Origin of the sequence: Micromonospora parastrephiae, assembly GCF_016802865.1 — a bacterium.
Classification (GTDB): Bacteria; Actinomycetota; Actinomycetes; order Mycobacteriales; family Micromonosporaceae; genus Micromonospora; species Micromonospora parastrephiae.
This window is the reverse complement of record NZ_JAEVHM010000055.1, coordinates 23,987-31,801: the sequence shown is the minus strand read 5'-3', so window position 1 is coordinate 31,801 and position 7,815 is coordinate 23,987. Positions and strand designations below refer to the sequence as shown.

8 protein-coding genes are annotated in these 7,815 nt (G+C 70.9%); 2 read left to right on the top strand and 6 right to left on the bottom strand.

Annotation, left to right across the window (positions count from 1 at the left end; all coding sequences use genetic code 11):
• Positions 1-576: 576 nt before the first annotated feature.
• A complete protein-coding gene (gene tyrS / locus JNW91_RS14000) occupies positions 577-1,869 on the bottom strand; it encodes a tyrosine--tRNA ligase (RefSeq protein ID WP_203175330.1) in 1,293 nt (430 codons plus the stop codon).
• Between the two features lie 105 nt (positions 1,870-1,974).
• On the opposite strand from tyrS, the gene JNW91_RS13995 reads away from it, so the two are divergent.
• Positions 1,975-2,358 carry a PaaI family thioesterase gene (locus JNW91_RS13995; protein ID WP_203175328.1) on the top strand — a complete coding sequence of 128 codons (384 nt, stop codon included), beginning with the start codon at positions 1,975-1,977 and terminating at the stop codon, positions 2,356-2,358.
• 19 nt (positions 2,359-2,377) lie between these two features.
• On the opposite strand, the gene JNW91_RS13990 is transcribed toward JNW91_RS13995, so the two are convergent.
• The 3 genes from JNW91_RS13990 to JNW91_RS13980 form a co-directional block, all read right to left on the bottom strand.
• Positions 2,378-3,703, bottom strand: a complete 1,326-nt coding sequence (locus tag JNW91_RS13990) for a hemolysin family protein (protein ID WP_203175320.1) — start codon at positions 3,701-3,703, stop codon at positions 2,378-2,380.
• A 125-nt stretch (positions 3,704-3,828) separates the two neighbouring features.
• Positions 3,829-4,470: a hypothetical protein gene (locus tag JNW91_RS13985; RefSeq protein ID WP_203175318.1), complete on the bottom strand. Its 642-nt coding sequence runs from the start codon at positions 4,468-4,470 to the stop codon at positions 3,829-3,831.
• 9 nt (positions 4,471-4,479) lie between these two features.
• Positions 4,480-4,980: a GNAT family N-acetyltransferase gene (locus tag JNW91_RS13980; RefSeq protein WP_203175316.1), complete on the bottom strand. Its 501-nt coding sequence runs from the start codon at positions 4,978-4,980 to the stop codon at positions 4,480-4,482.
• Between the two features lie 116 nt (positions 4,981-5,096).
• Here JNW91_RS13980 and JNW91_RS13975 point away from each other — a divergent pair, with 116 nt between their 5' ends.
• On the top strand, positions 5,097-5,978 hold the full coding sequence (locus JNW91_RS13975) for a universal stress protein (protein WP_203175314.1): 882 nt from the start codon (positions 5,097-5,099) through the stop codon (positions 5,976-5,978).
• Here the strand turns inward: JNW91_RS13975 and JNW91_RS13970 are convergent.
• Positions 5,971-6,606: an FMN reductase gene (locus JNW91_RS13970; RefSeq protein ID WP_203175312.1), complete on the bottom strand. Its 636-nt coding sequence runs from the start codon at positions 6,604-6,606 to the stop codon at positions 5,971-5,973. The genes JNW91_RS13975 and JNW91_RS13970 overlap by 8 nt on opposite strands.
• Positions 6,603-7,742, bottom strand: coding sequence for an LLM class flavin-dependent oxidoreductase (locus JNW91_RS13965; RefSeq protein ID WP_203175310.1), 1,140 nt, complete (start codon positions 7,740-7,742; stop codon positions 6,603-6,605). Before JNW91_RS13965 ends, JNW91_RS13970 begins: the two co-directional genes overlap by 4 nt.
• Between the last annotated feature and the right edge of the window lie 73 nt (positions 7,743-7,815).

Below are 7,815 nucleotides of genomic sequence, written 5' to 3'. Positions count from 1 at the left end.
AAAACCGGTCAGTCCGGGGTATAAATCATAATTGGCACTGGCTTTACAAGCACCCTGTTGAGTTCTCAAAGAACAACCACACACCGATCAAAAGCCCCACACCGTGAGACCCCATCTCGGGGCTTTCCGCTCTGCGTCCCCGGCGCTTTCAGCGCCAGGCACTTTTACTACGTTACCCGCGGGTTTCTGCCGTGTCAAACCGGTGTTTCGCGGTTCGTCGTGCTTCGTACCGTATTGCGGGCATCATGTCTCAACCGGCTTGCGCCGCTTTCGTCATGGTGTCGGCTGGCCGGCCGTCCGCGGTTTCCCGCTCACTCGCCCGTTTCCCTGCCGACTGCCTACCTTACCCGGTCGGTTCCGCCGCGCCAAATCCGCCTCGCGGCGAACCTGGGGGCACCACCCGGTACCGGTTCCGAGGGGTACAACCCCTCCGACCCGGCGGTCATTCCCGCGCTCCGGCCTTTCAGACTTTCGCCTGTTTCGTCCGTTCCGCGCTGGCAGAGAGAAAGTTACGCGTCCGGCGGAGTGATCGTCAAATCCGCCGGACGCGTCCCCCGTCACACCGTCGACGGCCGACTATTCTCCCAGCTCGACGCCCGCGAAGGAGCGCTTGCCGCGGCGCAGCACCAGGTACCGCCCGTGCAACAGATCGGTTGGCGACAGCGTGGCGTCCACCTCGGTCACCCGGTCGTTGTTGACGTACGCGCCACCCTCCGCGATCACCCGGCGGGCCTCCTTGAGACCGCTCACGAGTCCGGAGTCCCGTAGGAGGCCGGCCACGTCGGGCAGCTCACCGGTGAGGCGCACCAGGCCCGCCTCGGTCAGCGCCGCGCGCAGCGTCTCCGGGGCCAGGTCGTCGAGCGAACCCCGCCCGAACAGGGCCTGGCTGGCGGCGACCGCCTGCCGGGTCTCCTCGGTGCCGTGCACCAGCGTGGTGAGCTCCTCGGCGAGCGCCCGCTGGGCCAGCCGGGCGGCCGGTCGCTCGGCGGTGGCCTTGGCCAACTCCTCCAGCTCGTCGCGGGAGCGGAAGCTGAAGTAGCGCAGGTAGCGGTCGACCTCCCGGTCGTCGACGTTGAGCCAGAACTGGTAGAACGCGTACGGGCTGGTCATCGTCGGGTCGAGCCAGACGGCGCCGCCCTCGCTCTTGCCGAACTTCGTACCGTCGGCCTTGGTGACCAGGGGCGTGGTGAACGCCTGCACCGGCCCCGCGCCCCGCCGGCGGACGTAGTCGACGCCGGCGGTGATGTTGCCCCACTGGTCGGAGCCACCGAACTGGAGCTGACAGCCGTGCCGGCGGTGCAGCTCGTAGAAGTCGTTGCCCTGCAACAGCTGGTAGCTGAACTCGGTGAAGCTGATGCCGGTCTCCAGCCGGGCCCGCACCACCTCCCGCGCCAGCATCTTGTTCACCGGGAAGTGTTTGCCCACGTCGCGGAGGAACTCGACGATCGACATCTCGCCGGTCCAGTCCAGGTTGTTGACCAGCTGCGCCGCGTTCTCGCCGGTGTACGACACGAAGGGCGCGAGCTGCTCGCGGATCCCCTCGACCCAGCCGGCGATCACGTCGGGTGGGTTGAGCGTCCGTTCGGCGCTCTCCTTCGGGTCACCGATCTGCCCGGTCGCCCCGCCCACCAGCAGCAACGGACGGTGGCCCGCCAGTTGCAGCCGACGGGCCATGAGGACCTGCATGAGGTTGCCGACGTGCAGGCTCGGGGCGGTGGGGTCGAAGCCCACGTAATAGGTGGCGGCAACCCCGCCGTCGAGCAGCTCGCGCAGCTCGTCGAGGCCGGTCGAGTCCTGAATGAGGCCACGCCAGAGCAGGTCGTCGGTCAGGGAGTCCCGCACGGGTGGCGGGGGGCTGCTGTCGGTCACGGTCACCGATTCTCCCCCATCGCCGGGGCCGACCCGTACCGGGTTTGGCGCAACCCGCCCCGGTTAGGCTTGCGCCCGTTGATCGAGGAGGGGTTTGCCGTGGAGATGCCCGATCTGACGGGTGGGTTCGTCGCCCTGCTCGGCCTGAAGTTCGACGAGGCGAGCGCCGACCGGGTGGTCATCAGCTGGCGGGTCCGCCCGGAGCTGCACCAGCCGTTCGGCATCCAGCACGGCGGGGTGTACTGCTCGGTGGTGGAGACCGCGGCCAGCGTCGGTGGTTCGCTCTGGCTGGCCGACCGGGGAACGGTCGTCGGGGTGTCGAACCAGACCGACTTCCTGCGGGCCGTCCGGGACGGCGAGCTGACCGCGGTCGGCACCCCGGTGCACCGGGGGCGTAGCCAGCAGCTCTGGCAGGTGGAGATCACCGACGCCGACGAGCGGCTGGTCGCCCGTGGTCAGGTTCGTCTGCAGAACCTCTCGCGCGACTGAGCGGCGGCACCCGAGCGGGTCAGCTGCGCGCCTCGTCCAGGACCGGCTCGACGGCCTGCTCGTCGTCCGCCTCGTCGGGCACCCGGCTCAGTCGTACCTCGGTGATGGCCCGGTGGTCGATGCCGGTCACCATCAGTACCCAGCCGTCCAGGGTCACGTCCTCGCCGGCGACGGTGGGGATGTGCCCGAGGCGGGCCAGCACCAGCCCGGCGACGGTGGTGTAGTCGCCATCCGGGCGCGACGGCAGCTCGACGCCGATGTCCGGAAGATCGTGCACCGGGAAGGTGCCGGGCAGCACCATGGCGCCGCCCGGTTCGCGGCGTACCGAGCTCACGTCCCGGTCGGTCTCGTCGTAGATCTCCCCGACGATCTCCTCCAGGATGTCCTCCAGCGTCACGATTCCGTCGACCGCGCCGCGCTCGTCCACGACCAGGGCGATGTGCTGGCGCTCGGCCTTGAACTGGCGCAGCGCGTCCACCACGGGCAGCGAGTCGGGCAGCAGCATCGGCGGGCGGGCGATCTCGTCGACCGGCCGGTCGTCGGGCACGCCCACCAGGTCCCGCAGGTGGATCACTCCGGCGGTGTCGTCCAGGCCGCCGTGGCGCACCACCGGCGCGCGGGAGTGCCCGGTGGCGGCCAGCACGAGCCGCGCGGCCTCCGCGGTGGTCCCGCTGTCGAGCGTGAAGACCTGCAACCGGGGTACGAGGACAGCCCGCAACCGCCGGTCGGCGATCTCCACGGCGCCGGCGATGATCGTGCGCTGTTCCTTGGTGAAGCCGTGGTTGCCGGCGACGATGTCGCGCAGCTCGTCCGGGCCGATCTCCTCCGGCTGGTGCTTCGGGTTGAGCCCGACCAGGCGGACGACCAGGTCGCTGGTGGCGCCGAGCGCCCAGACGGCCGGGCGGGTGAGGCTGGCGAGCAGGTCGAGCGGGCGGGCCACCAGCAGCGCCCAGCGCTCGGCGGACTGCATGGCGATCCGCTTGGGGGCCAGCTCGCCGAAGACCAGGGTGACGAAGGTCAGCGCGAGGGTGACCACCACGATGGCCACCGTCTCGGCGGCGCTGCCGAACACCGCGAGCAGCGGCACGAGGGGTTTGGCCAGGGAGACGGCCGCGGCGGCGGAGGCCAGGAAACCGGCCAGGGTGATGCCGATCTGGATGGTGGCCAGGAAGCGGTTCGGGTCCTTGGCGAGGCGGGCCAGCACCCGTCCGGCCCGGCTGGTGCGCTCCAACCGCTGGATCTGGCTGTCCCGCAGCGACACCAACGCCATCTCACTGCCGGCGAAGAGCGCGTTGATGACGACCAGGATTCCGACCAGGGCCAGTTGGCTCCCGTAGCTCTGCACGCCCGGTTCGCTCCCTCGTGGTGGTGACGCCGGCGGGTACGCGCGGCGCCCGCCGGTCGGCGAGCCCGCCCGGCGTACGCGCTTCTGTGCCCCGTGTGGGGTCGACCGAATCCTGCCCGGTGACGCTACGCCGAATCGGTGGTCCTCGGCGCGGGCAGGTCGAGCACGTACGAGCCGCCCTCGGGGCGGAAGCCGAGCCGATGGTAGTAGGGGGCGACCATTCCGGGCGGGCTGACCACCCTCTGGAAGCCGCGTTCGGTGAAGAGGCGGCTGCGCCGGTAGACGAACTCCCCCGGGGTGAAGTCGCGGAACTTCGGGGTCACGTAGTCCAGGTCGATCTGGGCGACCCCGCGCGACTCGGCGTGCGACAGCACCACCCCGACCACCTCGTCGGCCGTGACCACGAGGAAGGCGGAACGGTCCGCGATGTCCGGATCCCAACGGAAGCTCGGGTTGAAGCGGGCGATGTCCGGCGCGTGTACACGCAGCGTGTGCGCCAGGAACTGGTCGCCGACGCCGACCTCGACCACCTGGTAGGTCTTCTCGTCGTGTCGGGTGGCGAGCATGCCGCGCAGGTACCAGATGTTGATCACCGCGAGCACGATGTTGAGCCCGACCATGGGCCAGACCTCGATCGCGGTGTTGTAGCCGATCAGCACGACGCAGCCGACGAGGTTGAGCGCGCGCAGCCGCAGGACGCGCGACTGCAGCAGCGACCAGACCAGCACCGCGGAGCCGGCCCAGCCGACGAGATCCAACCAGTTCACCCCGCGAGACTAGTGCCCGCCCAGGTCAGCGGCGTCGGCGGGCAGTTCCAGCAGCCACTCCTCGACGTCGACGCCGCGGCCGTTCGCGTACCCCGAGTCCTCGCCGACCACGACGAACCCGCACTTGCGCAGCACCGCGAGGGAGGCGGCGTTGTCCTTGGCGGCGCGGGCGTGCACGGGTCGGGGCACCTCGCGCAGCAGGGCGGCCAGCGCCGCGGTGGCGTGGCCACGGCCCCACCGGGCCGGGTCGATCCAGTAGCTGACCTCGGTGGTCTCGTCGACCGGGAAGGCGCTGACGTAGCCGACCACCTCACCGTCTGCCTCGATGGTGCGGACCAGGTTCGCCGGGTTGGTGAGCACCCGCGCCCAGTGTCGGGCGAACTCGCGGTGATCCGACGGGTCGGCGGGGCCGAACGCGGCCATCCGGTTGGCCTCCGGGTCCTGCTGGTGCAGGAAGAACTCCACGAGGTCGTCCTCGCGGACCGGGCGCAGTCGCACATCCGAAGTCATCGGACGAGGGTACGCAGCGGCGGTGACAAGGTGGGACCTCCGGCGCGGCGGCGCGTACCGGCAAATGCCGGCGTCGCCCGGCGGGTGCGCCGACAATGACCTGACCGACCCAGGGAGTGCCGATGAACCGACCTGTCGTGGTGGGTGTGGACGGATCGCCGTCCAGTCTCGTCGCCGCCGAACACGCGGCCCACGCCGCCCTGCTCCGGTCCCGCCCGTTACTGCTGGTGCACGGCTACCTGCACCCGCTCGGCTACGGCGTGCCGCTCAACCCGTACGACCTCGGGGTGCCGGCGCCCTCCGAGGAGGCGCAGAAGATGTTGGAACGCGCGGCGGCCGACCTTATCGACCGTTGGCCCGGCCTCGGCGTCGAGGTACGCCAGGTCGCCGGCGGCCCCGGCGCCACCATGGTCGAGGAGTCCCGTCGGGCCGACCTCGTCGTCGTGGGCAGCCGTGGCCTGGGTGGGTTCGCCGGGTTGCTGCTCGGCTCGGTGGGCGCGCAGGTCGCCGCGCACGCGCACTGCCCGGTGCTGGTGGTCCGCCCGGACGAGCAGCCGATCCCGGTGGACGCGCCGGTGCTCGTCGGCGTGGACGGGTCCGAGTCGTCCCGGCTCGCCGCGGGCTACGGCGCGGACGAGGCCGCGCTGCGGAACGTGCCGCTGGTGCTGGTGCACGTCGGCCCGCCACCGGACGGGGACCGGCCGATACCGGAGGAAATCGAGGAGTCGCAGGCCGCGTACCAGGCGGAGGCGGTACGGCTGCTCGCCGACGCGTCCACCGCCGTCCGGGCCGAGCATCCCGACCTGGTGGTGCGCGAGCATCCGGTGCGGGCGGCCGGCCCGGCCCGGGGGCTCATCGAGGCCAGCGGCGCGGCGTCGCTGTTGGTCGTCGGCACCCGGGGCCGGTCCGGATTCGCCGGGCTGCTGCTCGGCTCGGTCAGTCAGGCCGCGATCCACCACGCGCACTGCCCGGTGCTGGTCGCCCGCCCGGTCAGCTGACCGTGGCGTCGCCACCCCGGTCGAGCATCTGCAGGAAGTCGGTGGTGAGGGCGAACGGGTCGGCGGGGCCGCTGGCTGGCGGCCGACGCTCGACCTGGTCGGCCAACTCCCCGGCGGCACGCCGGATCCGACCACGCAACGCGCCGTCCGCGGTGCCGTCCGACCAGTCCTCCGGTGCGGCGAAGACCGCGGTGGGGACCACCACCGCCCGCAGGTAGCTGAACATCGGGCGGACGGCGTGCTCCAGGGCCAGCGAGTGCCGGGCGGTGCCGCCGGTGGCTCCGATCAGCACCGGTCGATCGACGAGCGACCCGGAATCCAACACGTCGAAGAAGGACTTGAACAGCCCGTTGTACGAGGCGCTGAAGATCGGGGTGACGGCGATGATCCCGTCCGCCCCGGTCACCGCGTCGATGGCCTCGCGCAGCGCGGTCGGCGGGAACCCGGTGAGCATGTTGTTCACCACGTCGTGGGCGTACTCCCGCAGGTCGACGACGCGCAGCTCCACCTCGTGGCCGCGCCGGGCCAGTTCGTCGCGGGTCGCCGCGGCGAGCTGGTCGGCGAGCAGCCGGGTCGACGAGGGCTGACTCAGCCCCGCCGAGACCACGGCCAGGGTGCGGTGGGTCATCGGGCCACCTCCGGCGCCTTGCCCGTCACGTCGTCCACGGCGTGCACGGTGCTGTCCTTGCCACCGCCCGCGGCGGCGACCAGCGAGGCGTGGGTGGGCGCGTCCGGCACGTGCGCCGGGCGCATCGACGCGAACTCCTTGCGCAGGACGGGGACGACCTCCTCGCCGAGCAGGTCCATCTGCTCGAGAACCGTCTTGAGCGGCAGCCCGGCGTGGTCGATCAGGAAGAGCTGACGCTGGTAGTCACCGACGTAGTCGCGGAATCCGAGGGTCCTGTCGATCACCTGCTGCGGGCTGCCCACGGTCAGCGGGGTCTCGGTGGTGAACTCCTCCAGCGACGGTCCGTGACCGTAGACCGGCGCGTTGTCGAAGTACGGCCGGAACTCCCGGACCGCGTCCTGCGAGTTGCGCCGCATGAACACCTGCCCGCCGAGGCCGACGATGGCCTGGTCGGCGGAGCCGTGCCCGTAGTGCTCGAAGCGCTGCCGGTAGAGCGCCACCATCCGCTGGGTGTGCTCCTTGGGCCAGAAGATGTGGTTGTGGAAGAAGCCGTCACCGTAGTAGGCGGCCTGCTCGGCGATCTCCGGACTGCGGATCGAACCGTGCCAGACGAACGGGGGAACGCCGTCGAGCGGGCGCGGCGTCGCGGTGAACGACTGCAGCGGGGTGCGGTAGCGGCCCTTCCAGTCGACCACGTCCTCGCGCCACAGCCGGCGCAGCAGCTCGTAGTTCTCGATCGCGAGGGGGATGCCGGCGCGGATGTCCTTGCCGAACCACGGGTACACCGGGCCGGTGTTGCCGCGGCCCATCATCAGGTCGACCCGGCCGTCGGCGAGGTGCTGGAGCATCGCGTAGTCCTCGGCGATCTTCACCGGGTCGTTGGTGGTGATCAGCGTGGTCGCGGTGGACAGCAGCAGCCGCTCGGTGCGCGCCGCGATGTGACCGAGCATGGTGGTCGGCGACGAGGGCACGAACGGCGGGTTGTGGTGCTCGCCCGCGGCGAAGACGTCGAGGCCGACCTCCTCGGCCTTCAACGCGAGGGTGACCATCGCCTTGATCCGCTCATGCTCGGTCGGCTCCCGACCGGTGGTCGGATCGACCGTGACGTCGCCGACGGTGAAGACTCCGAACTGCATGACCAGCTCCCTGCGTGTCGACCGGGTCCGCCCTGGTATCCCGGACGCAGCTCACAACTTATTTGACGACGCA